Below are 25,610 nucleotides of genomic sequence, written 5' to 3' on the forward strand. Positions count from 1 at the left end.
CCCCGTCTTTTCACGTCAAACCTCCTCACAGAATTTATTGGTGTCATAAAGCTGCAAGTCAGAATTCATTGTAAACCTAGGGTCATGATACTGAATTCGAAGCCTTCACCTCCTTTCCAACTCATATAGACAGGCATTCGCGTCAGCCTTTAAGTTGAACTGCGTACGACCAATCGGGTAGGTAAAATAACTTTCTTAGGCAATAGATGGTTTCCATTGATCCGGTCTATTAAGTGATCGACAGCGACCATGCCAATTTCTTTGGTGGGCACCTCGATCGTGGATAGTGGAGGATTGGAATACTTGGATACCTCGATATTGGACAGTCCTATAACAGCCACTTCATTAGGAACGGAAATCCCGTTGTTATACAATCCGTTGAGCGCGGCCATGGCCATTAAATCACTGCCGACGAAAAACGCGGTGGGGTAATTTTTGGTTTTGCATAAATGATGAATTTGATCGATGCATACCGTTTCATCCCACATGCAATCGATGACCCAATCGGGATTCACAGTCAATCCGGCGGCATGCATGGTGGCATAATAGCCTCGATATCGGCGGCTGTCTTTCAGGTTGCACGTTAATCCGCTTCCTCCGATATACCCAATATGAGTATGGCCCCTTTCAATGAGGTGGTTTACGGCCATCGTAGCAACATGGTAATGATCATAGCCCACATTATCGATATCCTCGCGTTCCGTATCAATCCCCACGATAAAGGGTACCTGTTTGCGTATGTACTCGTAGGTTTCGTTGTTCAAGGATTCCATAAGAATCAGACCGGTAACCGGTTCACTGAAAGTGCTAAATAAAATTTTGCTGTCATCCAATTCAATTCCGGTCCGGATAAAAGCAACGTTATACCCTGCACTAAGCAATCGCTCTTCTACGCCGGATAAGATCGACATGAAATAAGGGTCGTTGTATTTATCTTTTGTAACGCTTAATATACACCCGATTTTTGCAGGCGATTTGTTTTCCGAGTGGTCTTTCGCAGGCACTTTTCGCTTGGGGCTTGAACTGATTTTATAGTTAAGCTGTGTAACGGCTTGCCATACTCTTTCCCGGGTTTCGTCCGTGATTTTATATTTCGTATCATTGTTTAAAACTCTGGATACGGTGGCAGTAGATACATTGGCTAATTTAGCAACATCCCGAATCGTACTCATGATTAACACATTCTCCTTTTAAGTTGCAAATGATCACCATTAAGAGTTTATAGGAATGTTACATGGTAAACAATGATCGACTTAAAATTACTCGTCTTTCGATCTTGTTTCGTTACTTCGTTGCGTTAATTTGTTTCGTTAAAATGTTACGTTGTTACGGATAATGATTATATTCGGTTAAGATCAATCATAACACGATTCTAACGTGCTTTGTAAATAGAATTTTTGTAATATTTTTAAAATTATTATTGCAAGAATACATGCGGATGATATAACATAAAATCACTAAACAAAATGATGTATCACGAAAAATTAACGTAACAATTACGTAACAAATTCCTTGATTCGTACATAGCAGGGAGCTGAAAAGACATGAACAAAGCAGTAACGGTTTACCCCATTATTATCGATGACTTGATAAGCAACCCAGGCATTGGTTTTACAGCAGCACCAGGATTAATGGAGAACCCGGACAGTATTTGCGACAATCGAGGGGAAGAACAGTCGAAATATAAGTTCACGGAAAACAGCAGAACCTGCAATCATCCTGACAGCAAAGTGTATTTCTGCAGCGTTCGTTGGCGGGACATGGAAACGGTTCAAGGGGAATACAACTGGGAGGTGCTGGAGGAGAAGCTGGAATACGCAAAATCGATAGGCTGTACGGCCGTGGTTCGCTGTTCTCCATACGCGTTAAGCGAAGATGACGATATACCGGCATGGTTCAGGGCGGAATATCCGGAAGAGCCCGAATTTCCCTTCTGGAGGGTAGACCCGCATGCAACGCCATATGTGCAGTATTGGTCCGAATTTATCAAGGCATTCGCCGCACGTTTTGACGGACACCCGGTCATAAGTTCGGTGGATTTGACGATTGTAGGGGCTTGGGGGGAAGGCGGAGGGACCGAATTTTTACAGCCGGAGGCCATCAAGCAAATTACGGATACCTATCTGGATGGATTTAAGTTAACACCGCTTCAGGCACTCCTGCATGACTCGCAGTCGATCAAGATGATCACAGACCGCAAAGCCAAAGTAGGCTTTCGTGTCGATTGCTTGGGAGATATGGGAGGTTTTCATGGTGAAGCCTGGTCGCATATGACGGATTTCTATCCCCAGAATATCCAGAATTTGAAAATGGGCGATGCATGGGAGAAGGCTCCGGTTCTTTTTGAAGCATGCTGGCACATGAATGACTGGTATCTGCAGGGCTGGGATATCGATTATATCATTCAAGAAACGCTGAAGTGGCATATTACTTCATTTAACAACAAGGGAACGACGGTTCCGGAACCGTGGAAAGAGAATGTAAAGGCGTGGCTGAACAAGATGGGATACCGCTTTGAATTACGGAAATTCACGTTTGACTCCGAAGTGAAGGCAGGTGGCGTACTGGACATTCGTGCTTTATGGGCCAATGTGGGGGTGGCTCCGATCTATAATCATTATCCGCTTGTCGTGAGACTCATTGGCCGTGATCAATCGTATACGCTGCAGAGCAGAGAAGATATAAGGGAATGGCTGCCGGACGAAGATATTGCCTGGGAAGAAAGCATCGCTCTGCCACAAGGAATGACCGAAGGGGAATATCGTTTGGAGATTGGCATCGAAACCGGCGTCAAAGAAATCGGAAATATCCAGCTGGCGATCAAGGGATTTTCGCAAGGCTATTACCCGATGGGTAAGATTTTAGTTGAACGGGGGAAAGAAGGAAATGGATAGGCGCTTGAACTTTGACGAATGTACAGCCATGTGCAATTTTGATTACCTGCCAGAAGGATTAGAAGCTAAATATAATCTCTATCATCCGAATAACAAGCCCCATCTCATTCCACGCGATTTCCTGACCGAACTCTTTGAGCGGTATCAAACTCCCGAACATACCCGGCAGCGGCTCGTACATGGGATTGAGGAAATAGAAACAAACAACGTATTGTTTCACTTCACCAAATTTTTAGTGGATGATATGTGCTCAGCGCGCCATCGCTGCGACGAGACTCACTATACCAATATGACTCCGAGATGCATGAACCAACACGGGGATTTATATTCATTTCTATTGCTGTTAGCCTGTGTTGTCCCTTCCATGGAAATGCTGCAGAACCGTTCCGTCCCCCAAGTGTACTATGAGCATATTCCTCACCAGTCCTTGAAGCTGCAAATGGAAAAATTGGTGCTGTACGGCGATGCCGAAGTCCATGATTTCCCTTGGGTGATGAATTTTTATACTTGCTCCATCTTTTTGTTAGACCGGTTTTATTTTATTCCATACCGGTTTGGGGATTCATTCACCATGTTCCGTCATGAGAACACGCAAGAGGTTATTGCCCTCCGGCACGCGGGCGAGGAATTTCGCATCGATGGACAACGAAATGGAATCAATGATGTTTATGACCCGCTAGGATGCTTCGTTTCCGAATGGATCGAGAGTGACGACCTTATCGTGGCTAACCGGATCAATCCCATGGGATTCGTCGAAAGAGAAACGACGACGATCTTGAAGAAGGAATGGAAACCGGCACTTCAGGAAGGGGACCTGCTTTTAGCCCTCCATATCCCATCCGGGCCTGGATATACACCGGCCAGGCTGAAGAACTCAATGTCCTTAGCCATTGAATTCTATGGCAAATATTTTCCGGAATTAGCCATCAAGGGCTTCTGGAGCGCAAGCTGGCTTTATGATACCCGGTTATCGCTCGTGCTCGACACCGAAACAAGCAATATCGTGCGCGTTCAACGACAATTTTATAATTATCCGACCCTGGAAGGAGACAGGATGCTGCGATATGAAGTCTTCGGAGACAAGGATAGCGGCCCTGTCCGTAATACCGGTGAATTTACAACCTCCCTTCAAAGAGCAGCCGCAGCGTATATGCAGACGGGAGCGCGTTTTAACACATTAAGCATGATTGTATTGAAGGAAGATGTCGAACGGATTGGCAGCAGGCCTTATATAACCGACGCGGATATGGAGCAATTCCACAGGAACGTTGACAGCCATTTAAGGGAGGTAAGCGGATGAGCCAATATTCGCTTGAAACCTACGAGAAGTATAAAACGATCAAAATCCGGCCTTTGCCCTCATCCCAAATGGATCATGTTTCAGACCATGGGTTGTTCGAATATGTTGCCTTTTCATGGAAAGAACTTGAGCCGGTCCGAGGAGAATACAGGCTCGAAGGTATCACAGAAGCGCTACACACAGTCCCAAATCCTATTCTTGTCTTGACACCAGACTTGCCCCTCTGGGTTCAGGACTACGCTGACGAATGTTTCGCCGCTTTGATCAGAAAAATCGGAAGTTACCTCAACTCGGACAGATGCCTTGCAGGCGTTGCCATTTCGACGTTGGCGGACAGCAAGGAAGAATGGAACGCCTATATTGAATCGTTCGAAACACATACGCTTCTTGTTGATCTGCAGAACGATAGACTGATACAGCATTTAAGAGAAAGCAGCCGCGGATTCGGCCTGCTGGTGAAGTGCAGTGAGGAGAATTGGCTCGAATGCTGCGAGGCTTTGGCCAGAAATCATGTTCAGAAGGTATGGAAGCGATATCCTGTTATCATCCATGTGACCGATGACGTTTGTGGTCCTCATACTAGAAACGAAGCGTACCGCTGGCATGCTTGTCTTTCAAATGTGGATATGGGGCTTGGATATCACCTTGCTTTACGCAGACTCACTTATCCGGAAAGTGTATCCAGCCGCGGGAGCTTGCCGCTGAGGTTCTGGTTCGTCAACACGGGCACTTCGAGAATTTACCGCAAATTCCGGTTATGGGTTCAGCTAAAGCAAGGGAAGGTTTCCTATGAGCTTCCGCTGCTAGCGGCAACGGATTCCTGGCTAACCGGGGACCTTGTCCATAACGAAATTATACCGCTGCAGGACATGCCCCCAGGAGAATATACGCTAAGTCTGGGACTCTTTTTCGAAGATCGTTCTTATATCCCGCTGAATATACGGAATCCACAACAAGATGGGTATTATGAGGCAGGAACGATTCAGGTCGAAACAACCCATGAAGATCCGCTAATGAATATATGGGATACGTATGATCCGGAAGGATATTATCCATTGGAAGACCCGAAGCTTCCGGAAGCATAATGGATCCAATTAGATAGAATGAACTCAAGAAGTTCATGTTGAAGGGCTTGAATAAGCCATTACAACAGGGTTTTCAATTCGAAACTTGAGTTCAATCTATACAGATAGAATGAACTCAAGAAGTTCATGTTGAAGGGCCGAAACTTGAGTTCAATCTATACAGATAGAATGAACAAATACAAGTTCACTGGAGGTTATGGATTTGAAGTTAGCATTAATCGGTGCAGGACAAAGAGGCATGATCTATTCGAGGCATGCTTACCAGAGCACGGAAATTGTCGCGGTCGTTGAACCGGATGCCAGCAGAAGAAAGGTGGCGGCGGATGAGTTTCAAATTCCTCTGGAGAAGCAATTTGAAACGGTGGATGAATTTTTTCAATTAGGTAAAATTTGCGATGCCATCATTATTTCTTCAATGGATAGAGACCATTATGCCCAAACGATGGAAGCGCTTGACCTTGGTTATGACATTTTGCTCGAAAAACCCATTTCGCCAAGTCCCGAGGAATGTTTGAGAATACAGCTGAAAGCGAATGAAAAAGGCCGCAAAGTGATTGTATGTCATGTACTGAGATATACCCATTTTTTCGCGGAGATCAAGAAAATCATTGAAAGCGGCGAGCTCGGTAAAGTGATCACCATTCAGCACAACGAGAACATCGGCAATTTCCACATGGCTCATTCTTTTGTAAGGGGCAACTGGAGAAGAAGCGATTTGGCGAGTCCGATCATCATGCAGAAGTCCTGCCACGACATGGATATTCTAGCCTGGCTGGTGGACAGCGGTGCCAAACGAATTTCCTCATACGGCAGCCTCACTTATTTTAAAGAGGAGAATGCACCGGCCGGCAGCGCTGAGCGATGCCTGGACTGCCAGGCGGCAGCGGACTGCCGATTCGATGCAAAAAAAGCTTACGTGCCTGTAAGAGGGCAATGGCCGGCTACAGTCATTTCGATGGACCAAACGGAAGAAGGATTACTGGAAGAGCTCAAGACGAGTCCTTATGGACGCTGTGTATATCGGATGGACAATGACGTGTGTGATCACCAAGTGACTCTGATCGAGTTTAAAAACGGAGTCACAGCCACGTTTAACTTAAGCGGGTTTACCAATAAAATGCACCGCACGCTCAAAATCATGTGCGAGCATGGAGAAATCCGCGGGGATGATCATTCGAATATCATTGAAGTCACCAGGTTTAACTCCAATATGGCTGAGGCGAGTCAGCAAACAATCATTCGGCCGGCTGCCGTTAGCGGTGGGCATAATGGCGGAGATACAGGTCTGATGATCGACTTTTTGGAAAATTTAGAGACGACCGATTTCAACAGCAGATCCTCCATTGACTTGTCTGTCGAAAGTCACCTGATGGCTTATGCAGCAGAAGAGGCAAGGGTTACCGGCACGATTATCGATCTGGATCATTTAAGGGAGCAGCTGCAGGACGGCGTTACGGCATAATCGCTTAATCACAATGCAAAGGTAGTGATGGAATGAATTCAGTTGGTAAGGGGTTTCTATATGAAATAAAGAAGAACAGAATCTTGTATCTCATGTGCGTGCCTGCCCTGATTATTCTGATCATGTTCTCCTATATTCCTTTTGCCGGAATATGGATGGCATTTACCGATTTCAATGTGGTTGATGGAATCTTTGGCAGTAAATTTGTGGGGCTGGACAATTTTAAATACTTTTTTTCCGCTAACAGCATGGGATGGAAGGTTACTTATAACACGCTTTATATTAACTTTTTCGGTCTCATATTAGGCATTATCGTCCCGGTAAGCATCGCCATTCTGATTAATGAAATCCGGCATAAAACCTACAAAAAGATCGCTCAAAGCATGATGTTTTTCCCTTATTTCATTTCATGGGTCGTCGTTGGAGCGATCCTGTACGGAATCTTCTCCACGGATGTGGGCGTCGCCAATCAAATCCTGAAGTTTTTTGGAGCAGAACCGATCAGTTGGTACTCGGAGCCGAAGTATTGGAAATGGATCATTATCCTGGCTAATGTCTGGAAATGGAGCGGGTATAGTTCCATTATCTACATAGCGGCAATGGCGAACTTTGACGGCAGCTTATATGAAGCGGCTAAAGTCGACGGAGCCAACAAATTGCAGCGCATTCTTTACTTAACCGTGCCTATGCTGAAACCGACAATTATCGTCTTAAGCCTGCTGAGCATCGGACGGATCTTCTATGGCGATTTTGGCATGATTTACGGTATTGTCGGCAACAACCCGGTCTTGATTGACGAGGTAACGGTCATCGATACCTATGTTTATCAATCCATGCGTACGCTGGGCTTTTCATACGCTACGGCAATCGGACTATTCCAGTCCTTGATGGGACTGATTCTGATTACGGCTGCAAATAAGTCTGCTAAGAAAATAAACGACGGAGAGGGTCTATTTTAATGATAGAAAAGAATAGATTGCTTGGCGATAAATTTGTGGTAGGCATGGCTTATGGTTTCATCGGCTTATTTGCCCTTATATGTCTGTATCCTCTTATTTTAACCTTAAGCGTATCCTTTTCCTCAGAACAGGCCATTGCTAAAAACGGGTATGCGATCCTCCCTATGAGTCCCAGCTTCGATACCTATAAATATATCTTTGTGAACAGTGGCATGAAAATATTGAAATCCTATGGCGTGACCATTTTCGTAACCGTTGTGGGTACGGCAGGCGCTCTGCTGATTACAAGCATGATTGCATTTTCTCTATCCATAAAAAAGCTGAGATACCGTAACGTACTCGCCTTTATCAGCAATTTTACGATTATTTTCTCGGCCGGTTTAATTCCGTGGTATATGGTCAGCGTCAATTATTATGGATTGAAAAACAGTATCCTGGCCTTAATCCTTCCTTCCATATTTAGCGTGTGGAATATGTTCCTGCTGCGAACGTATTTTGGAAGCATTTCTCCCTCTTTATATGAAGCTGCCGAGATGGATGGTGCCAATTATTTTACGATCTATGTTAAGGTAGCGCTTCCATTAAGCAAGACCGCGCTGCTTACGGTCGGTTTAATGTATGCACTACAGTATTGGAATGACTGGTGGCATGCTCTGATTTTCATTAATGAAAATGATCTGTTTCCACTGCAGTACTACCTCTACAACATTCTGTCCAACGTAAATGCAATCAGCTCGGGACGTATTCCATCAGGTGCTTCAGGTAACATTACATTACCTGCTGAAACGGTAAAGATGGCCGTTACGATGATCACGATTGGACCGATCATTTTCCTGTTCCCTTACATTCAAAAATACTTCGTGCAGGGGATTATGACCGGCGCAGTCAAGGAATAGACACCTGCGCGGTTACTGGCCGAAACAGGCTTTTAACATAGATTAACCATTTTGTTAGGGAGGGTCTTTCATGAAAGCAAGGAAAATGCTGATCTTTTTGGTCGTATTGATGATCGCGTCCGTTTCTGTGATGGCAGGATGCAGCGGCAAGGCAAAAGAAGAGGGGGCAGCAAAACTCGAAACCGTAAGGATTTTGTATCCCGGGGAACGTAGCGATCGGATGAACGATTTTCTTGAACATGAATTTGCCGAAAAAATGGCGGCCGATCTTGGCTTGAAAGTAGAAGTCGAATTTGTGCCCTGGGCCCAGTATTGGGAGCAAAAGGACATTATGCTGGCGGCGAATGAACCGATTGATTTGTATTGGGATGGTCTCCCGGACCTGTCTACGATCGTGAACAAGAAACAGGCCATGGTATTGGACGATTTGATCGAGAAATATGGACAGGATATGCTGAAAGTTCTGCCGATGGAACAGCTTCAAGGGGCAACGATCGATGGGAAGATTTATGGCATTCCTTCATCGTACGCACCTTCCTCGGCCATGTATCAGCTGGTCGCCGTACGACAGGACCTACTCGAAGCCGTGGGAATGACCGACATCAAAACGGCCGATGATCTAAAAGAATTTGCGACGAAGGCGAAGGCGAAGTTTCCTGAAATGAAAGGGCCTGCAGATATCGTATTCAAACCTTTAACCCGGTATTTTTCGGATGAGCAATACAATTGGATCGCCGTAGAAGATTTGGTCGTATTCGGGGAAGACAGCAAAAAAGCATACAGCTATTATGAAACGGATGCATTCCAGAAAGTCGCGAAGTTTAACCGTGAAATGTATAAAGCTGGTTTATATTCAGAGGATCTGACCATTAAATACAATGAAAGAGACTCTCGCATGCAGACGGGATTATATTTATGGGTTGAAGGATCTGTGGGCAAGGAAATGGAAATTATTAATGCCATCAAAGCCAATGCGCCGGATGCTAGAGTTAAAACATACCTGTTGGCACAGGATAAGCCGCGTTATATTACGGCTGCGGGCGGCGAGGTCCTGGGCATACCGGTAAACGCCCCGAATCCTGAAGGAGCCATGAAGTTCATCAACTGGATTTATAAATCAAAAGAGAACTATCTGCTTGCTCTCTATGGCGTCGAAGGCAAGGATTACGAGATTGTGGATGGAAGAATCAATAAGCTGACCCCTAGTGAATTCTTCTATGAATGGATGTTTAGAAACCAAAATTACCAATTGTTCGCTCCGGAAGTGTCGCAAGAGTCTATCGATCAGTATAAAAGCTGGGATGACCAGGCGATCCGGTCCGCTTCACTTGGCTTCCGATTTAATAATGAGAAGGTCAAAAATATCGAAACGGCCCTGAAAGAAGTCGCGGGCAAGGACCTTGCCGCTATACGTTCCGGCTTTGTGGACTTTGATACAGGTTATCCAAAGGCCATTCAGAAGCTAAAGAAGGCAGGCATCGATGAATATGTAGCTGAGATACAGCGTCAGTTAGACGAATTTTTGGCAAATAAATAAGATGGCAAAAAAGTCGCGGAAATCGCGACTTTTTTGTTTTACCGAAGCAAGATCGTTCCCTACCGCGAATACAAATTAAAAACAATAAAACACAAACATTCACAATCCCATGACTTGCTTTTAATTTTGAGTTGATAGTACAGGTGCAGAATGATAAATGTAAACCGGCTTATGATTGAAGTCGAACGTGAGGAGAATGATGCGAAGGTGGTGGTTCATAAGCTTCCACGGAAATGTAAGTCCGATAAAATCCATAAGAGGTGTTGGCATGTCCCTGATTGGCGAAGAACGAAAAAAAGTTATCCTCGACATCTTGAACCTGGAAGGCAAAGTGCGTTCTGCGGACTTGGCGGAAAAGCTGCAGGTTTCCGGTGAAATGATCCGCCGTTATTTGGAGGATTTGGAAGTGGAGAAGAAGCTGCGCCGCATCTATGGAGGAGCCGTCAAGATGGAGCTGTCCCGGGAAGAGCCTACATACCTGAACAGGGAAGTGCTCAGAGTCGAGGAGAAGAAGCGGATAGGCCGCGCCGCCGCCGAGCTGGTGGAGGACAACGATGTCATTTTTATCGATGACGGCAGCACGACGATGCAGATTATTCATTACTTGCAAAATAAGCGGAACATCACGATCGTGGTATTTTCCTTCCATGTACTCCATTTGTTGACCGAACTTCAAAACGAGGAATTGTTCTCAGGCCAGATTTACTTCCTAGGCGGGAAAGTGATGTCCAAATACTCGCGGGTATCTGGTGGCATGGCAGAGAACATGGCGGAAAATTTCTACGTGGACAAAGCTTTTATCTCCGTAGACGGACTGATGATAGACAGCGGCATTACCGGGTTCGATCTGGAGCGGGGATCCCTTATCCGCAAAATTGTTCACCGTGCCCAGTTGACCATTGCCATGACGGACCAAACCAAGTTCGGCTGCACTCATCCTTATCAGATCCTCAATATGAAGGATATCGATATCATCGTGACCGATGTGGCAGTTCCCACCCAGTGGACGGATGAATTGAAAGACAGGAGCGTGGACTGGATTCACGCCCGGTAGCTTCTAAACCGTTTCCCAAATAATCAACTGAAAAGCGAGGAGGAATGAATCTGATGAACAGCAAGCACCCGGGGGTGCGTGTATTGAGTCTCGTGATGGCCTTTAATTTGCTGTTGAGCGTTTTTGGCGAGATGAGCCCGAACCGGGCCCATGCTTCAAGTTATGATTTATCGATGGATAACGCGTTTGTGTTGAAGGGCGATCCCGTCGAAATTGCATATTCCGGATCCCAAAGCGACGAGGACTGGATCGGAATCTACGAAGCAGACCGTCTTCCGGGGCCGGCAGACCGTCCCGTACCATCGCTCGACTGGAAGAACGCGCCCACAGGGGACGGTAAGCTTACGTTCGACAAGCCGCTCGAAAGCGGCGAATACAAAGCTTATTTCCTGAAAAACGGGGGTTACGAGTACGAGACGTCTATTTCTTTTACCGTTGGGGAACTGAAGGCTCCAGCCGGCCTGGAACTGAACGCCCAGCGAACGGATGACCATCGTCTGAGCGGTACAGTCTTCGTGACCCCACCTAAGGATAACGATAAGGTGCAGAGTTACAAGTTGTACTGGGGAGGAACGGCCGGTGTCCTTCCCGGAGTGCCGGAGGTAGCCACCGTAACATCTACGACCTATCGCGATCCGGTTGCTTACGAGATTCCGGAGGGAACGGTCATCCCTGAGGGTGCCGTCTCGCTGCTTGCCTTTTCTTTGTGGGGAGAGCAGGAATCAAAGGATTTTGCCTCTGCCAACCTGCCGGGTTACACAGCCCCCGAAGAGATCGAACTGACCTTGATGAGCCTGAATATCTGGCAAGGACAGCTGGCGAATAAATACGGAATCGAGAAATCGGCACAGTTTATTGCGGATACGATTCAAGCGACCGGTACGGACGTAGCGGGCGTTCAGGAGACGAACAGTGAGATGGTACGTAAAGCGGCCGAACGCTTGGGATATCGCTACCACGTCAGAACAGGCACCGATCTTAGCTTGATCAGCAAATATCCGATTATTCAAGTGGACGATGAGAACGACTATTACCTGATTGAAGTCGATCCGGGAAGAGCCGTAGCCTTCAGCAATGTGCATCTGTCGAGCGATCCTTACGGGCCTTATGATATTGCTGACGGGATTTCCGTCGAGGAAGTCATTAACAAGGAGAATCGCTTCCACATGAAAGAAATGAGAAACGTGTTCAGCAAGCTTCCGGCTCTCGCTACCCAAAACATCCCCGTATTTCTGACCGGAGATTTTAATGTTGCATCCCACTTGGATTGGACCGAAGCGACGAAGAGCTTTCATCATGATCAGGTCGTAGAGTGGCCGGTATCCAAAATGCTGGAAAAAGTGGGGATGCAGGATTCGTACCGCGCCATTTATCCTGATCCTGCGGTGAACCCCGGCGTAACTTGGGCGGTAGAGGGAACAGAATGGAGGAATCCCGAATCCTATGACCGTATTGACTTTGTGTATACCGGTGGCCCGGCAATAACGCTGGACAGCAAGGTGGTAGGTGAGAAGACGGTCAAGGGCGGTCCGACCTCTCCGTCCGATGTTGTGCTGGATCCATGGCTGCCCGATCACCGGGCGGTAGTATCCACCTTTAAAGTGAAGCCGCGTATCTACGATGATTTAATCCTGCCAAGCGTTCCTCCCGTCGAGAAAGCCGTCCTTGCCATGGATCGTACGGTTGTTGAGCACGGCAAGGCCATCTCTCTCAGCTATAAAGGTGCTCAAGGAGGGCAGGACTGGGTGGGTCTATACCGTAAAGGGGATACGCCTGGCGCCTCTACTCCGTCGCTGAAGTGGGATTACGTGAATAATCTTCCGGACGGCGTGATGACGCTCAGCGACTCTAGCCAGGGTAAGGTCAGCGGCATGAAGGAGTTGGAACCAGGCGATTATTACATCGCGATGATGCTGGATAACGGGTACAAAGAAAATGCCGATCGAATTTACTTCCGAATCGAGAACAAAATCATAACCGGATTGAAAATCGCTCCCGACAAAGCGCAGTTGGAGCTGGGTAAGCAAAACAAATCCGTACAATTAAAGGTTGAGGCCGTATACAACACCAATGAAACGGCAGACGTGACCTCCGCGAAAGAGACCAGCTACGTCAGCAGCAATCCAAAGGTGGCGACCGTAACGGCTGGAGGCTTGGTTCAAGCCGTCTCGGCGGGAACGGCCTCGATCAACGCATCTTATGGCAGCCAGACGGCGGTTGTAAACGTAACGGTTAGGGCTGACGAACCAAGCCCAACTCCTAATCCAACGCCGACACCAACACCGACACCGACACCGACGGCAACACCAGCTCCGACACCGACGCCAACACCAATACCGACGCCAACACCGTCACCAACACCAACACCAATGCCTGTCGAAGAAGTATTTAGCGACATTAATTCATCTACGCCCGCTAAGGATGCTGTCCAGTCGTTGTATGACAAAGGTGTCGTCAGGGGAACGCCGGATCATAAGTTTAACGGTACCCAAGGGCTTAGCTGCGGCGATGCTGTCGTGATGCTAAACCGGTTGTTTGAAATTAAAGGAGAGCAGTCCATCCGTTTTAAAGATGTGAAAAAAGACAGCTATTACGCGGATGCCATCGGCGCAGCCAGCCAGCTGGGATTGGTTCGCGGCGTCAATCCGAACGAATTTAATCCGCAGGGGAAAGTAAAAAGGCTGGATTACCTGGTCATGCTTTATCGTTACCTTGACCATAAAAAGCAACTAGATCCGGGGCAATCCGAGGCCTCAGTACTCAGCAAGGATACAGAAGAGGTTCCAATTTATGCGAAGGAAGCGGTTCGTTATTTCCTGAATAACGGTTTCCTTACAGGCAGCGTTCAATCTTTGGAGCTGTCGAACGCGATTACCCGCTTCGATGCGGTTGTTCTGATGGAAAAGCTGTATCAAACCCATTTTACAGATTAAGATTATATGCCAGTCTGCGGCAGTCCCCCTTACAAGCAAGTAGGGGGACTGCTTTTCGTTTAAAAGACTACCTCCGCACTCATTTGAACGGTATACTTTTTGGAGAATACTGCTTAGGGGAAGGGGTAACCTCAGCTTGGCTAAATGGGATAACATGCTGTCCATTCTCTGGATGCTTAAATCCAGAAAAAAACTGACCGCCGCGCAAATCGCGGAACAATTGGAAATTAGCGTTCGGACGGTCTACCGCTATATTGAGTCATTGTGCGCCAGCGGCGTTCCGATTGTCGCAGACTCGGGGCATGACGGAGGATTTTATATATTGGAAACCTTCAGGGAAACGCCTTTATTTTTTCGGACGGTAGAACTCAAGGCGATCGTTGATGCATCGAAGTTCGCCAAGGGAGTCGGATATCCGTATACGGACGAACTCGCGAAAGCGCTGGAAAAAATCGAACACAGTTTGAATGAAGAACAAATGATGGATCTGCAGCGTCTTACGAGCGGCTTCAGTGTAATCTCGACTGCATTCCATCCCGGTATCGTTTCTCTGCTTCGACAATTGGAGCAGGCCATTTTGGACGGGCAGACACTTCACATCTCTTACCGTAAAGACAAGTCTGATGAAGCCAAAGATCGGAATATCGATCCCTATGGATTGACTTATCGTCGAAACGAATGGTATGTCATTGCGTATTGCCATCGCTCTTCCGAATTACGGACTTTCCGCGTGGATCGCATCGAGAGTTTAAATTGGACCGAGGCATTTTTTACTATACCCGATAACTTCTCGACAGAAGAGTATTTCCGCGAACAATCGTATAAGGAAAGGGAAGCGGATGGACCGACGGCGGTCATCCGTATTGAAGGCGATGCAAAGAGTCTGGATGCGATATGCAGCCATTGGCACATGCATCACTATTTGACGGAACGCACCGACACCGAAGTGCGGTTCCTCATCGATATCCCTACCATAAACAAATATCTTCCGAAATATTTGCTTACTTTTGGAGCCAGCATCCGGGTCCGGGAGCCTATAGCGTTGAGAGATAGAATAAAAGAATTGGCCGTCCAAATCGCCGAACACTATACAGATGATGAAATTTAAACTCCACTGACGGGAGCTGTCAGCGAAGATGCTTATAATGAAGATATAAATCCCATCACTTGAAGGAGGAATATGAATGACTAGTTTCAAAATGGAACATAAAAACCCGGAGGGTTTATTCAAATCCAAAGCATTCAGTCAAGCGATTACCGTAAGCGGTAAGGCAAAGACGATTTATATCGGTGGACAAAATGCCGTTAATTCGTCAGGTGAACTCGTTGGACATGATGATTTGGAATTGCAAACCAAGCAGGCGCTTCATAATATCGCGACGATTTTAGCGTCTGAGAATGCAAGTTTCGCCAATCTGGTTAAACTCAACATTTATTTAGTCAGTGGAAGCGACCCGCGAATGGGTTACAAAGCATTTCAAGAGGTGGCAGGGGTTTTAGAAAATCCACCGCTGGTCACCGTTCTATTTGTTTCGGAATTTGCTCGCCCGTCCTGCCTGCTTGAAATCGATGGAATTGCAGTCATTGAAGATAAGGACTGATGAAGCAGCGATTGAACCAGTTCTCTGGCCATTGTCACGGATACAACATCCGGTAAGACGGTTAATCGGTTGGACAAGCGTTGACCAGATAACGTCGCTTAAGAGGAAACACAAGAAAATCGGCCTCATTTCGTAACGTGTGCGAAGGGCCGTTTTTTTGTGGGCTGAACACTCATCATTTCTACCAACCTAAGAAGCGAAAAGGATAAAACATGAGCAATAATGCCCGAATGAAGTCCGTGTATACCGTATTTTCACCCCATTTTAGTACCACGCAACTGCTGTTTTGTGTGATATAATGTACAGAAAGGATGATATAACGCACGAAATTGCCGGGCTTATCCTTACTCCGGAGTACATGGTTACTTTATTTTCGGATCAACAACGAAGAACACAGAAAAGGATAGAGGATAAATAACGTGTCAGAGAATGTTCAACTCAATCAACAAGAAATCGAAGTAAAAGAAGACAGCTTCCTGCAGGGGATCAAAGACTGCATTCCCACGCTCCTGGGTTACTTAAGTATCGGTTTTGCTGCAGGCGTCGTAGGGAAAACCTCCGGTCTATCCATACTGGAAATTACCTTGATGTCTACCTTGATCTATGCCGGTTCCGCTCAATTTATTATGGCGGGCATGATCGCAGCCCATGGGTCGCCAGCAGCCATTATTCTTACTGTATTTATCGTGAATTTGCGCCATCTTTTGCTCAGCGCAGCCATGTCGCCTTATTTCCGCCACCTTTCCGCACTCAAGACGATGTTCGTCGGTGCGCTGCTTACGGATGAGACCTTCGGGGTCGCCATAAATAAAGCGATGAACCGCAGATCTCTCAGTGAAAAGTGGATGCATGGCCTCAATGTTACCGCATATTTGAACTGGATCATCGCCACCATAGCGGGAGGGTTTTTCGGGAAATGGATTACCGATCCAGAGAAATACGGCCTCGATTTTGCGCTGACGGCCATGTTCATCGGGCTTCTTGTTCTTCAGATGGCCAGCAGAAAAATGATCCGTAAAGATCTCATCGTAGCCGTAAGCGCAGTTCTGATTGTGCTGGGAGCGGGCTCCTTTGTATCCGGTAGTATGGCGGTCATCGTTGCAACAGTCGTTGCGGCAGCGGTGGGAATGGTGGTGGAAAAATGGAAATAAGATGGCACATCCTGTTGGCGATCATGGGGGCCTCCATAGTAACCCTTCTTCCGCGCGTTTTACCACTCGTGTTTCTGAGCCGTATGCAATTGCCCGAATGGACTATGCGGTGGCTTAATTACGTGCCTGTTGCCGTCATGGCTGCATTAATTTCACAAGAGCTGTTCACGACGGGCGGGAAGGTCCATATATTGCAGCACTACGTTGAAATATTAGCCGCCGTTCCTACGTTTGCGACGGCAATCCTGACGCGAAGTTTATTTGGGGCGGTCGTGGTAGGCATTCTTTCCTTGATGGTGCTTCGGTTCGTGCTGTAAGGGGATGACACGGAAGTGAAGATGTTGGAATGGATTTGTATAGTGAAATGGATGAAGGAATGCGACTTGGAAAGACTGTCGGCGTAAATTGCCGGCAGTCTTTCTTTTTTTGAAACACGGCCCCCGAGATCCACTCCGTCGTGCAAGGGGGGCGTTCAAATGGACTGAAGCTCCTTGCGCAAGACAGCGATCAGCTTCTCGGCTGCCGAACTGAGCGTCGAATCTTTTGGCTTGCGCAGCAGACCGGTGACAAGTCCAGAGTCCAGATCGTGGATGTTCTTGAGTACCGTACCTTCGGGACTGGGGATTGCGGTGATGACCGGGACGACAGCGATGCCAAACTGAGCTTGTACGTAATATTTCAACGCAGCCATGTTACCAATCTCCATGCCAGAGTATGGGCTTCCTCCTTTTTCCAACAGAAAGGTCTCCAGCTTTTTGCGGTAAGGGCAGACGGATGTCGTGATCAGTATGTTCTCATTCTGCAAATCTCTCAAAAATATCATGTCTTTGGCGGCAAGCCTATGCGTGTCCGGAATAAGCAATGCCAGCCGTTCATTAAACAGCGGCTCGAATACATGTCCGACACCCGTCTCCGGAGTGGAGCAGATCGCCAGGTCGATCAACCCTTCATTGAGCATTTGGCTCAGGATGAACGTATTGCCGATCTGAATGCTCACCTGAACTTTCGGATACTGCTGCATGAATGGTGCCAAAATTTGCGGCAGCCGGTAACTCGCAGTCGGTTCCATCACCCCCAGTCTGACGACCCCAGCTTCCCCCTGAATCAGTTCATTCATGGTTGTGAGAAGATAATCGTAATTTTTCAGCAGCGTATCCGCGTTTTGATGAAACAGCCTTCCCGCTTCCGTCAGCTTCAGCTTTTTTCCTCTTTCCAGCAGCTTAACTCCGAGGTCGCTTTCCAGCTTCTGGATATGCATCGTAACGGTAGATTGCCCGTATTGAAGGTCTTCCGCAGCACGCTGAAAGCTGCCGAGCTTCATGATCGTCTGGAACGTTTTGATCGTTCGGATATCCACCCTCATATACTCCTTCCCAAATAAGTTCATTATTTGTGAAGCCACGCTTCGGATATTTGCATTGTACAAAACGCCAAGCATTCGATATAACTAGTTACATCAATACAAACTATTCCAACTTGGTTACTAAGTATAATCCCATTTTTTCTCTCTGGCTACCCATTCTTAGTTCATAAAACATGAATTTACAGTTCACTTATTTGCATTTTACAAAAAGTAATCCGCTACATTATGATTTTGGCATGAAAATAACTTAGTAAAAACGTCGGAATAGTCGTGTATGATTTGAGAGGCACAGTTGGAAGAAGTTGAAACTATAAGGAGGCGTATGAAGATGTCGAAACCGAAAAAGCTCAAGCTTGGGGCAATGATCCATGGTGTGGGCGGAGGTTGGGAGGATTGGCGGCACCCGGATGCGATAACCGATGCCAGCGTAAACTTTGATTTTTACAAAAGAGAGGCCCTGACAGCGGAGGCTGGAAAATTCGATTTTGCTTTTATCGCTGACAGCGTACACATTACCGCCAATTCGAGCCCGCATTACCTCAACCGCTTCGAACCGCTGACGATCTTGTCGGCTCTTGCCGCCGTAACGTCTCGAATCGGGCTGGTCGGCACGTTAACCGTGAGCTACAGTGAGCCGTTCACCGTCGCCAGACAATTCGCTTCTCTCGACCATATCAGCCACGGCAGGGCAGGATGGAACGTGGTGACTTCCTGGCTCTCCGGCAGCGCCAACAACTACAGCAAAGACGAGCATCCTCCGCATGAAACCCGGTATCGGATCGCCCAAGAGCATGTGGATGTCGTCCGGGGCTTGTGGGATTCCTGGGAGGACGATGCTTTCGTTCGGGACAAACCGTCCGGCGTGTTCTTCGATCCCGGCAAACTGCACGCCTTAAATCATAAAGGAGAATTTTTCTCCGTCCAGGGGCCGCTTAACATCGCCCGTTCCAAGCAAGGGCAGCCTGTTATTTTCCAGGCGGGGACTTCCGAGGATGGACGCAATTTCGCCGCTAAAAATGCCGATGCCATCTTCGTAGGCCACGAAACGATAGAAGAAGCCCAAAGCTATTACCGTGACGTGAAGGGCCGGGCGGCAGGATTCGGACGAAATCCGGATGATCTTGCGATTCTTCCCGGTATCAGGCCCGTTATCGGCAGGACGGAAGAAGAAGCAGAGCGCAAATATCAGGAGACGGTCAACCTCGTTTCCATCGAAAAAGCCGTCGTCGCTTTGGGCAGGCCGTTCAACGATTTCGACTTCAGCCGGTTTCCGCTCGATGAGCCTTTTCCGGATTTGGGCGATCTGGGGCTGAACAGCCAACAGGGGAGTTCCGAGAAGATTAAGCGGCTGGCCAAAGAGCACAATCTAACGCTGCGCCAAGTCGCGCTCCGTTTTGCAACGCCGAGAAGCCAATTCGTCGGCACTCCCGAACAGGTTGCGGACACGATACAGCAGTGGTACGAGCAAGGAGCGGCGGACGGCTTTATTATAGGCGTCGGCATTCCGAACGGGCTGCAGGATTTTGTCGAGTTGGTCGTCCCGATCTTGCAGCAGCGGGGCTTATTCCGGGAAGCGTATGAGCACGATACACTGCGCGGACATCTCGGTTTGAAGTTTCCGGTTAACCGTTACAGCGACTTGCAGCAGCCGGTCAACGGATAAACAGACTACTTTGTAGATGGAGATGGGTTATGAAAAAGTCTTGGGCAAGAGCCGTTAAAATGGCTACGATTCTTTTGGCGCTGACCCTGCTGCTGTCCGCTTGCGGAGATGGAAGCAGTCAGGCCACACAAGGAGCGAATGCAGCGGAAGTGGACTCTGGGCCTGTTACGCCCGGAGGGGAGCTGGTCTTTGCATTGGGGGGCATCGTGACCGATGACAATCTCGACGCACACAAAGCGGGCAACGCCCAGAACGGACGGGTGATGAGATCGCTGTACGACAGTCTGGTCGTCGAGCTGCCGGACCATTCGATCAAGCCATGGCTCGCCACTTCATGGGAGATTTCGGAGGACAAAAAGAGCTATACGTTCCATTTACGCAAGGACGTCAAATTTCACGACGGCACTCCGTTCAACGCGGAGGCGGTCAAGTTCAACTTCGATCGGATCAAGGATCCCAAGACGAAGGCGTCAAGCTCGTTGAATGAAATCGGAAGCTACGTCTCAACGGATGTGCTGGACGAATACACGGCGAGGATTAACTTTAGTGCTCCATTCGCGCCCTTTTTGAGCAATGCGGCGAAGGTCGATCTGGGGTTCGTGTCCCCTGCGGCCGTTAAGAAATACGGGGATAAGTATCCCCAGAATCCGGTGGGCACGGGACCGTTCAAGCTCGTGAAGTTGGTGCCTGGAACGGAAGTCCAATTCGAGAAGAATTCCGACTATAACTGGGCTCCGCCGACGGCGAAGCATCAGGGGCCGGCTTATTTGGATAAGCTGACCGTCAAGTATGTGCCAGAGGAAGCGACCAGAATCAGCGTGCTGCAGAGCAAACAGGTGCAGGCGGCCGACATTATACCTCCGCAAAACTTGGTGGCGCTAAAGGCGGACAATCAATTTAGGGTTCAGGAAACCGAACTGCTGCAGGTGAATTTCTCGATTTATTTGAATCCGCAAAAAGCACCGTGGAATGATCTGAAAGTCAGGGAAGCCGTGCGAGCGGCTATGGATCTGGACGCTGCGGTCAAAACGATCTATCTGGGCACTTCGAAGCAGGCCTGGTCTCCGATTTCACCTTCTATGCTCGGCTATACTCCGACCGTGGAAAACTCCTGGAAGCCGGATGCGGCGAAAGCAAATCAGCTTCTGGACGATCTTGGCTGGGTAAAGGGAGCGGACGGCACCCGCATGAAGGACGGTAACAAGCTGACCATTGAATTTATCGATACGCAGGGGAACCGGGAGAAGCGGCTCGATTTGATGGCGGTGCTTCAGCAGCAGTTGAAGCAGGCGGGTATTGAATTGAAAGTCGTGTCTCTGCCTTCGGGAACCTATTCGGAGCGCCGGCTGAAAGGGGATTACGACCTTGTGGCTGCAAGCCAATTCTCCGGAGATCCCGACGTGCTGCGGCAAATTTTTTCCACCAAGGGCCCGTCGAAGAAAAACAATCTCGCCCGGGCAAACGATCCCCATCTGGATCAGTGGCTCGAAGACGGTTATTTGGAGAATGATCCGGAGAAGCGTAAAGAAATTTATAAAAAAGCACAGGAATGGATTATTCAAAATGTATATTCCATACCGACCTACGTATTCCAATACTCGCTAGCATCCGTTCAGGAAGTGAACGGCATCACGTTTGATTCTCCTGGATGGCCGGTATTTTACGATGCATGGATTAAAAAATAAACGAATCGGAGGGAGCCGTCCATGATCAAATATATTCTGAACCGGATCATCGTCTCCATTCCGGTCATTCTGGGTTCGCTGACCCTGGTGTTTATTATCATCCATTGGCTCCCGGGGGATCCGGCCCAGATGATCGCCGGCGACGATGCTGCGCCGGAGCGGGTCGATTTTCTCAGAGAGCAGTTTGGTCTTAACGAGCCTTTGTGGAAGCAGTATCTCGACTATTTGTGGAACAGCATAAGAGGGGATTTCGGTCATTCCTTCGCCAATAGCCAACCGGTCCTGGAGAGGCTGGTTGCCCAGCTTCCGGCCACGCTTTCACTCGCCGTCGTCAGCACCATCTTTGCTATCGTGGTCGGCGTTGCGCTCGGGGTGTTATCCGCCGTGTATAGGAACAAAGCGCTCGACTACATTGTGCGAGTCATCAGCCTGTTGGGAGTTTCCATGCCGAAGTTTTGGCTGGGCATTCTGCTCATCCTGATCTTCTCCGTGCATTTGCGGCTGCTTCCAGCGATCGGTAACGGGAGCTTCAAGCAGCTGATCCTGCCTTCATTCGCCTTGGGTCTAACCGGCGCAGGTATGCTGACGCGGATGGTGCGCAACAGCGTACTCGAAGTGATCCAAGAGCCATTTGTGGTAACCCTTCGCTCCAAAGGCTTGACCGAACGCGCGGTGCTCTACCGGCATGTGCTTCGCAACGCGCTGATGCCGGCGGTAACCGTTCTCGGCGTGTTAGTCGGTGAAATGCTGGCCGGAGCCGTTGTGACGGAAACCGTGTTTTCGAGACAAGGGCTTGGCAAGCTCGTGGTGGACGCGATCAACCAAAAAGATATCCCGGTTATTCAGGCAGCGATTCTGATCACCGGTATCTTTACCATCATCGTCAATTTGTTGGTGGATATATCGTACTCTTATGTCGACCCAAGGGTGAGGAAGGCCCGATAACATCCGTTTGTTCTTATTCCTGCGTTGGAGAACAGACGTATTAAATCCATTGGGAAGGAGTGAAACATCCATGCAGGTGAACTCCGCGACGCCGGAAATGACACCAGAGGCGGTAGCGTCGAATCCGGGGGGAGGTGCGGCCCAGCCCAGGCTGCGATCCAGTGCCGGCAGCTTGACCGTGTCCAAAGCGCTGCTTGGCTTCTCGCTTGCCGTGCTGGCCTTTCTGGTCGCGGCAGCCATCGTTCCACAGTGGATCGCGCCATATTCGCCTACGGATATGAAGACGGATCAGCTGCTGCATTCGCCGAGCCTGTCACACTGGCTCGGAACCGATCAATTCGGCCGGGATGTTTGGACGCTCATCATTTTCGGCAGCCGCCAGTCTTTATTGATGGGGATCGTATCGGTTCTTATCGGCGGGTTGATCGGCATGCTGATCGGCCTCATAGCCGGATATTGCGGCGGCATCGTCGATTCCGTTTTCATGAGGCTGAACGATATTCTGATGACGATCCCCGGCATCCTGCTTGCGATCGCCATCTCTGTGGCACTGGGGCCGAGCTTTTTTAACGTCATCATCGCGATCAGTGTGGCTGCCATACCTGGAAAAGCGCGGGTGATACGCAGTACCGTCCTATCGATTCGCAGTCGTCCGTTCATTGATGCCGCCCGCGCCGTCGGTACTTCGCATCTTGAAATTATGTTCCGGCACATCTTGCCGAACTGTCTCTCTCCCCTTCTTGTGATGATGACCATTGGGGTAGGAAGCTCCATTCTCGTAGGAACCGGACTAAGCTTTCTCGGTCTCGGCGTGGTTCAGGAAATTCCGGATTGGGGCTACCTGCTCTCGCAAGGGCGCAGCTATATGACGGTAGCCTGGTGGGTGGCCACGTTCCCAGGGCTCGCCATCACGCTGCTAGTTATCGTAGTGAATCTAATCGGAGACCATCTTCGCGACCGGATGGATCCGAAGAGGGGAGTTTGAAATGAAGCCATTGCTGGATATACAACAGTTGTCCGTTGACTTCCAGACGCCAAGAGGCCCGTTAAATGCGGTTCAGCACGTCAATCTGACGATCGGAAGCGGAGAGATCGTCTGCCTCGTCGGAGAGTCGGGAAGCGGCAAGACGATCACGTCTTTATCCATCATGCGGTTGATCGACTATGATAACGGCAGAGTATCCGAGGGTCGGATCATGCTGGACGGCCGCAGTCTCGTCGGTTTGTCGCAGCGGGAAATCAGCGAGCTTCGGGGCAAGAAGATCGCCATGATTTTTCAGGAGCCGATGACCGCTCTTGACCCTGTATTTACGATCGGGCAGCAAATCACGGAGGTAATCCTTCGTCATGAGAAGGTAAGCAAGGCTGCGGCACGGGACAAGGCCGTCCATTTGCTTCGGCGGGTCGGGATTCCGGAGCCGGACATCCGGATGAAGCAGTATCCGTATGAGCTCTCAGGCGGTATGCGGCAGCGGGCAATGATTGCGATGGCGCTGGCATGCGGTCCTGAGCTGCTTATCGCCGATGAGCCGACAACGGCGCTCGACGTCACGATTCAAGCGCAGATCTTGAGCCTGCTTCAGGAGCTTAAGAGGGAGTTTCAAATGTCCATTCTGCTCATCACGCATGACTTGGGCATTGCCGCCGAGATGGCTGACCGGGTCGTTGTCATGTACGCAGGAAAAGTGGTCGAGCAAGCAAGCGTTCATATGCTGTTTGAACAGCCTTCCCATCCATACACACAAGGGCTGCTTCAGTCCATCGTGACACTGGATCAACCCAGGGGTTCAAAGCTGTACACGATCCGCGGCTCGATCCCGAGCTTGGCTGATCTTCCTTCCGGGTGCCGCTTTCACCCGCGCTGCCCTTACGCTACGGATCGCTGCAAGAAAGAGGATCCACCGCTTACATACGTGAACGGGAGAGATGTCGCCTGCTGGCATGCGGAGAAACTGGAACATCTCGCCACCGAGGTGTACTTGGAACAAGCCGAGCCTTCTGCTGAGCTTAAACTTGGCTCCCATAAGATGCCTCGTCCTTCGTCAAGTTCCCAAGCTGTTTCGGAACAGCAGAGTCCTCTGCTGGAGATCAAACAACTAACCAAGTATTATCCTGTGCACGGAGGGGTATTTCATCGAAATAAAGCGTTCATTCGCGCGGTCGATGGGGTATCTTTCCAAATCGAGAAGGGGGAGACCTTCGGTCTCGTCGGTGAATCGGGATGCGGCAAGTCAACCCTTGGACGGGTGCTGCTTCAATTGGAAAAGGCAACCGGCGGGGAGGTCATCTTCGAAGGAAGGCATCTGCTTCCCGCCGGTGATGGAAGAAGCGGCGGCAGGGTCAGCTGGAAGGAATCCCGCCGCGACATGCAGGTGGTCTTCCAGGACCCGTACGGCTCGATCAATCCGCGCTGGAAGGTAGGGGATATCATAGGAGAGCCATTGTGGGTGCACGAATCGCTGCGGGGATCGGCCAAGCGTGAGAAGGTCGAAGCCGTGATGCAGTCCGTCGGCCTGAATCCGTCATGGTATGACCGTTATCCGCATGAATTCTCTGGCGGCCAGCGGCAGCGGATCGGCATTGCCCGCGCCATTGCGCTGAGTCCCAAGTTCATTCTGGCAGATGAAGCGGTCTCCGCACTTGACGTATCGGTCCAATCGCAAGTCGTTAATCTGATGCAGGAGCTTCAGCAGCAGCTGAAGCTGACCTATCTGTTCATCGCGCACGGTTTGAACATCGTGCGCCACATCTCAGACCGGATCGGCGTGATGTACCTCGGCAAGCTGGTCGAACTCGCGCCTACCGACGAGTTGTTTAGACAGCCAGCCCATCATTATACGAAGGCATTGTTATCCGCCATCCCTATCGCCGATCCGAAGCGGAAGCGGAACTATATGCCGATCGAAGGTGAGATACCGTCCCCGGCCAATCCGCCATCCGGCTGCCGGTTCCATACGCGCTGCCCTGCTGCGACCTCGCGATGCAAAGAAGTGGAGCCCGAGCTTCAACCGGTCGGAACAGGTCACTGGGCAGCCTGCCACTATCCTCTATAGGCGAAGCATAACATGGGTTGCCGCTTGCG

At 49.1% G+C, this 25,610-nt stretch carries 20 protein-coding genes; 18 read left to right on the forward strand and 2 right to left on the reverse strand.

What is annotated here, in order from left to right; genetic code table 11:
- Positions 1 to 149: 149 nt before the first annotated feature.
- Positions 150 to 1,172 carry a LacI family DNA-binding transcriptional regulator gene (locus CJP46_RS16920; RefSeq protein ID WP_094596748.1) on the reverse strand — a complete coding sequence of 341 codons (1,023 nt, stop codon included), beginning with the start codon at positions 1,170 to 1,172 and terminating at the stop codon, positions 150 to 152.
- A 372-nt stretch (positions 1,173 to 1,544) separates the two neighbouring features.
- On the opposite strand from CJP46_RS16920, the gene CJP46_RS16925 reads away from it, so the two are divergent.
- The 13 genes from CJP46_RS16925 to CJP46_RS16985 all read left to right on the forward strand — a co-directional run bounded on the left by CJP46_RS16925 (position 1,545) and on the right by CJP46_RS16985 (position 17,189).
- Positions 1,545 to 2,894 (forward strand): DUF4832 domain-containing protein, encoded by a 1,350-nt coding sequence (locus tag CJP46_RS16925; RefSeq protein WP_094596749.1) that lies wholly within the window; start codon positions 1,545 to 1,547, stop codon positions 2,892 to 2,894.
- Positions 2,887 to 4,194 carry an acyltransferase domain-containing protein gene (locus CJP46_RS16930; protein WP_094596750.1) on the forward strand — a complete coding sequence of 436 codons (1,308 nt, stop codon included), beginning with the start codon at positions 2,887 to 2,889 and terminating at the stop codon, positions 4,192 to 4,194. Before CJP46_RS16925 ends, CJP46_RS16930 begins: the two co-directional genes overlap by 8 nt.
- A complete protein-coding gene (locus tag CJP46_RS16935; RefSeq protein WP_094596751.1) occupies positions 4,191 to 5,279 on the forward strand; it encodes a DUF4832 domain-containing protein in 1,089 nt (362 codons plus the stop codon). The genes CJP46_RS16930 and CJP46_RS16935 overlap by 4 nt, the downstream gene beginning before the upstream one ends.
- A gap of 196 nt (positions 5,280 to 5,475) precedes the next feature.
- Positions 5,476 to 6,741, forward strand: coding sequence for a Gfo/Idh/MocA family protein (locus CJP46_RS16940; RefSeq protein ID WP_256992386.1), 1,266 nt, complete (start codon positions 5,476 to 5,478; stop codon positions 6,739 to 6,741).
- Between the two features lie 92 nt (positions 6,742 to 6,833).
- Positions 6,834 to 7,700: an ABC transporter permease gene (locus CJP46_RS16945; RefSeq protein WP_256992405.1), complete on the forward strand. Its 867-nt coding sequence runs from the start codon at positions 6,834 to 6,836 to the stop codon at positions 7,698 to 7,700.
- A 212-nt stretch (positions 7,701 to 7,912) separates the two neighbouring features.
- Positions 7,913 to 8,596, forward strand: a complete 684-nt coding sequence (locus tag CJP46_RS16950; RefSeq protein WP_256992387.1) for a carbohydrate ABC transporter permease — start codon at positions 7,913 to 7,915, stop codon at positions 8,594 to 8,596.
- A gap of 70 nt (positions 8,597 to 8,666) precedes the next feature.
- Positions 8,667 to 10,133: an ABC transporter substrate-binding protein gene (locus CJP46_RS16955; protein ID WP_094596755.1), complete on the forward strand. Its 1,467-nt coding sequence runs from the start codon at positions 8,667 to 8,669 to the stop codon at positions 10,131 to 10,133.
- 268 nt (positions 10,134 to 10,401) lie between these two features.
- Positions 10,402 to 11,187, forward strand: a complete 786-nt coding sequence (locus CJP46_RS16960) for a DeoR/GlpR family DNA-binding transcription regulator (protein WP_094596756.1) — start codon at positions 10,402 to 10,404, stop codon at positions 11,185 to 11,187.
- Between the two features lie 53 nt (positions 11,188 to 11,240).
- Positions 11,241 to 14,120: an S-layer homology domain-containing protein gene (locus CJP46_RS16965; protein WP_094596757.1), complete on the forward strand. Its 2,880-nt coding sequence runs from the start codon at positions 11,241 to 11,243 to the stop codon at positions 14,118 to 14,120.
- A 136-nt stretch (positions 14,121 to 14,256) separates the two neighbouring features.
- Positions 14,257 to 15,228: a helix-turn-helix transcriptional regulator gene (locus CJP46_RS16970; protein WP_094596758.1), complete on the forward strand. Its 972-nt coding sequence runs from the start codon at positions 14,257 to 14,259 to the stop codon at positions 15,226 to 15,228.
- Positions 15,229 to 15,304: 76 nt separating this feature from the next.
- Complete coding sequence (locus CJP46_RS16975) at positions 15,305 to 15,721, forward strand: RidA family protein (RefSeq protein ID WP_094596759.1); 417 nt, start codon at positions 15,305 to 15,307, stop codon at positions 15,719 to 15,721.
- A gap of 419 nt (positions 15,722 to 16,140) precedes the next feature.
- Positions 16,141 to 16,872, forward strand: a complete 732-nt coding sequence (locus CJP46_RS16980; protein WP_256992388.1) for an AzlC family ABC transporter permease — start codon at positions 16,141 to 16,143, stop codon at positions 16,870 to 16,872.
- Positions 16,863 to 17,189 carry an AzlD domain-containing protein gene (locus tag CJP46_RS16985; protein WP_094596760.1) on the forward strand — a complete coding sequence of 109 codons (327 nt, stop codon included), beginning with the start codon at positions 16,863 to 16,865 and terminating at the stop codon, positions 17,187 to 17,189. The genes CJP46_RS16980 and CJP46_RS16985 overlap by 10 nt, the downstream gene beginning before the upstream one ends.
- Positions 17,190 to 17,344: 155 nt before the next feature.
- Here CJP46_RS16985 and CJP46_RS16990 read toward each other — a convergent pair whose 3' ends face one another.
- Positions 17,345 to 18,229: a LysR family transcriptional regulator gene (locus CJP46_RS16990; protein WP_094596761.1), complete on the reverse strand. Its 885-nt coding sequence runs from the start codon at positions 18,227 to 18,229 to the stop codon at positions 17,345 to 17,347.
- A 334-nt stretch (positions 18,230 to 18,563) separates the two neighbouring features.
- Between CJP46_RS16990 and CJP46_RS16995 the strand changes: the two genes are divergently transcribed.
- From CJP46_RS16995 to CJP46_RS37415, 5 genes are all read left to right on the forward strand, one after another.
- A complete protein-coding gene (locus CJP46_RS16995) occupies positions 18,564 to 19,898 on the forward strand; it encodes an LLM class flavin-dependent oxidoreductase (RefSeq protein ID WP_094596762.1) in 1,335 nt (444 codons plus the stop codon).
- A 29-nt stretch (positions 19,899 to 19,927) separates the two neighbouring features.
- Entirely contained in the window at positions 19,928 to 21,583 is a 1,656-nt protein-coding gene (locus CJP46_RS17000) for an ABC transporter substrate-binding protein (RefSeq protein ID WP_094596763.1), read from the forward strand.
- 21 nt (positions 21,584 to 21,604) lie between these two features.
- A complete protein-coding gene (locus tag CJP46_RS17005; protein ID WP_094596764.1) occupies positions 21,605 to 22,528 on the forward strand; it encodes an ABC transporter permease in 924 nt (307 codons plus the stop codon).
- Positions 22,529 to 22,598: 70 nt separating this feature from the next.
- Complete coding sequence (locus tag CJP46_RS17010; protein WP_256992389.1) at positions 22,599 to 23,513, forward strand: ABC transporter permease; 915 nt, start codon at positions 22,599 to 22,601, stop codon at positions 23,511 to 23,513.
- Between the two features lies 1 nt (position 23,514).
- The gene (locus tag CJP46_RS37415) at positions 23,515 to 25,581 is read left to right on the forward strand and encodes an ABC transporter ATP-binding protein (protein WP_094596765.1); all 2,067 of its coding nucleotides are present in this window, start codon (positions 23,515 to 23,517) and stop codon (positions 25,579 to 25,581) included.
- The last annotated feature ends 29 nt before the right edge of the window (positions 25,582 to 25,610 follow it).

Origin of the sequence: Paenibacillus sp. XY044 (assembly GCF_002257645.1) — a bacterium.
Classification (GTDB): Bacteria; Bacillota; Bacilli; order Paenibacillales; family Paenibacillaceae; genus Paenibacillus_AQ.

Excerpts from the sequence above, each read along its gene's own strand:
- CJP46_RS16920 (WP_094596748.1), bottom strand. The coding sequence starts at position 1,172 with ATGAGTACGATTCGGGATGTTGCTAAATTAGCCAATGTATCTACTGCC.
- CJP46_RS16925 (WP_094596749.1), top strand. The coding sequence starts at position 1,545 with ATGAACAAAGCAGTAACGGTTTACCCCATTATTATCGATGACTTGATA.
- CJP46_RS16930 (WP_094596750.1), top strand. The coding sequence starts at position 2,887 with ATGGATAGGCGCTTGAACTTTGACGAATGTACAGCCATGTGCAATTTT.
- CJP46_RS16935 (WP_094596751.1), top strand. The coding sequence starts at position 4,191 with ATGAGCCAATATTCGCTTGAAACCTACGAGAAGTATAAAACGATCAAA.
- CJP46_RS16940 (WP_256992386.1), top strand. The coding sequence starts at position 5,476 with ATGGATTTGAAGTTAGCATTAATCGGTGCAGGACAAAGAGGCATGATC.
- CJP46_RS16945 (WP_256992405.1), top strand. The coding sequence starts at position 6,834 with ATGTGCGTGCCTGCCCTGATTATTCTGATCATGTTCTCCTATATTCCT.
- CJP46_RS16950 (WP_256992387.1), top strand. The coding sequence starts at position 7,913 with ATGAAAATATTGAAATCCTATGGCGTGACCATTTTCGTAACCGTTGTG.
- CJP46_RS16955 (WP_094596755.1), top strand. The coding sequence starts at position 8,667 with ATGAAAGCAAGGAAAATGCTGATCTTTTTGGTCGTATTGATGATCGCG.
- CJP46_RS16960 (WP_094596756.1), top strand. The coding sequence starts at position 10,402 with ATGTCCCTGATTGGCGAAGAACGAAAAAAAGTTATCCTCGACATCTTG.
- CJP46_RS16965 (WP_094596757.1), top strand. The coding sequence starts at position 11,241 with ATGAACAGCAAGCACCCGGGGGTGCGTGTATTGAGTCTCGTGATGGCC.
- CJP46_RS16975 (WP_094596759.1), top strand. The coding sequence starts at position 15,305 with ATGACTAGTTTCAAAATGGAACATAAAAACCCGGAGGGTTTATTCAAA.
- CJP46_RS16985 (WP_094596760.1), top strand. The coding sequence starts at position 16,863 with ATGGAAATAAGATGGCACATCCTGTTGGCGATCATGGGGGCCTCCATA.
- CJP46_RS16995 (WP_094596762.1), top strand. The coding sequence starts at position 18,564 with ATGTCGAAACCGAAAAAGCTCAAGCTTGGGGCAATGATCCATGGTGTG.
- CJP46_RS17000 (WP_094596763.1), top strand. The coding sequence starts at position 19,928 with ATGAAAAAGTCTTGGGCAAGAGCCGTTAAAATGGCTACGATTCTTTTG.
- CJP46_RS17005 (WP_094596764.1), top strand. The coding sequence starts at position 21,605 with ATGATCAAATATATTCTGAACCGGATCATCGTCTCCATTCCGGTCATT.
- CJP46_RS17010 (WP_256992389.1), top strand. The coding sequence starts at position 22,599 with ATGCAGGTGAACTCCGCGACGCCGGAAATGACACCAGAGGCGGTAGCG.
- CJP46_RS37415 (WP_094596765.1), top strand. The coding sequence starts at position 23,515 with ATGAAGCCATTGCTGGATATACAACAGTTGTCCGTTGACTTCCAGACG.